Origin of the sequence: Rhizobium sp. SEMIA 4085 (genome assembly GCF_013004495.1) — a bacterium.
GTDB lineage: Bacteria > Pseudomonadota > Alphaproteobacteria > Rhizobiales > Rhizobiaceae > Rhizobium > Rhizobium gallicum.
Genome location: NZ_JABEPH010000658.1, coordinates 1 through 1,388, shown reverse-complemented (window position 1 = coordinate 1,388; position 1,388 = coordinate 1). Strand labels below are relative to the sequence as shown.

Annotated in this window: 2 protein-coding genes; one reads left to right on the top strand and one right to left on the bottom strand. The window is 57.5% G+C overall.

What is annotated here, in order from left to right:
• Nucleotides 1–123 precede the first annotated feature (123 nt).
• Nucleotides 124–309 carry a hypothetical protein gene (locus C9413_RS32140; protein ID WP_170251562.1) on the top strand — a complete coding sequence of 62 codons (186 nt, stop codon included), beginning with the start codon at nt 124–126 and terminating at the stop codon, nt 307–309.
• A 128-nt stretch (nt 310–437) separates the two neighbouring features.
• Here C9413_RS32140 and C9413_RS32135 read toward each other — a convergent pair whose 3' ends face one another.
• Nucleotides 438–1,355 (bottom strand): LysR family transcriptional regulator, encoded by a 918-nt coding sequence (locus C9413_RS32135; RefSeq protein WP_040115825.1) that lies wholly within the window; start codon nt 1,353–1,355, stop codon nt 438–440.
• Nucleotides 1,356–1,388: the final 33 nt, after the last annotated feature.

Below are 1,388 nucleotides of genomic sequence, written 5' to 3'. Positions count from 1 at the left end.
CCGATGGGCCTGGATGTATGTATGAGAGCCTGCAGAAGCTGAAGGTGAATAGGTCGGCCCACCAGCCCCGTGCCCAGCTGAACAAAACCCGCGCGGATGCCTGGAAGAGCCTTTAGGAGAGGATTGGCCAAGCAAGCTCAATTCGGTTTCCCGGGAGTTGAAAACAAGACATTTCCAGCGATGGAGCAATGGCCACATGACTACGGCAGATGCTTTCTCCAATCACTACGTGCATTTTACAAGGACCAGGATTACTTCGAGGCAAATCTCGGCCTGCTCAAAAACAGCGGTGATGGTGGTCTGGGGTGAGAATGACTTTATATCAAGAAAGAAATGGGAATCGAGCTTGCCGAAAGGGGTCAATGCGGAATTCTCGCTCCCTCGCGGCGTCGGACACTACTCAAGACCCGGAGCGGACAATCGACAAGGTCCGCGCGTCATTGCGGTGAGTGCGCAATGCCACCATAGTTGCCGCACGTCGCGCGGAACCGTGGCAATGCCCAGTCGATGAATGTGCGCACCTTCAAGGCAAGAAGCCCTTGGCGCGAATAGACGATATGGATCGGCCTCGGCCCGCTATCGTAGCCTTTCAGGATCGGCACAAGCGCGCCAGCGGATAATTCGTCGGGAATCTGGTAGTCGAAGAGGCGGGCGATTCCGACGCCGCCTAACGCCGCGGCAACACAGTTGGCTGCGGTGTTGACCTCGATGCGGCTTCGCGGCACCGCTTCGATTGGTTTGCCCTCAACTTCGAATCCCCAGAAGAATGACCGGTTGCTGAACATGATGCCCTCGTGGTTCGGCAAATCGGTGGGATGTTGAGGAACGCCATGCCGCTCCAGATAGGCTGGGCTGGCACATGTCAGCAGGCGAAATTCGCCGGCCTTAACCGCATACAGCGAACTGTCGGCGAGTTCGCCTAGCCGAATGGCAACGTCCACCTGCTCATTCACAAGGTGAACTGAACGGTCGAGCGACAGAAGGTTCAACGTCACCTCCGGGTGCTCTTTCATGAAGTCCAGCGCGATAGGCAACACGTACCGACTTCCGAACTCCACTGGCATTGTGATCGTGAGGATTCCACGCGGCGTTTGATATTCGCCGGAGGCTCGGCGTTCAACCTCTTCGAGGTCTGCCATGATCTTGCGTGCGGCTTCGACATAGTCGCGCCCGGCGTCGGTAAGCTGCAGATTGCGACTTGTTCGGATGATGAGACTTGCGCCGAGGTGCCGTTCAAGATCGGCGACCTTGCGGCTGACGCTGGGCAGGGGAGCATTCAGCCTGCGGCTGCCAGCCGACAAGCTGCCGGCGTCGATGACCGCAAGCAGTACCCGCATCGCATCAAATCGATCCATAGGGCCCAACGACTGGAATGACCTTTCAAAGGT

Coding starts and splice junctions, on each gene's coding strand:
- C9413_RS32135 (WP_040115825.1), bottom strand. CDS start 1,355: ATGGATCGATTTGATGCGATGCGGGTACTGCTTGCGGTCATCGACGCC.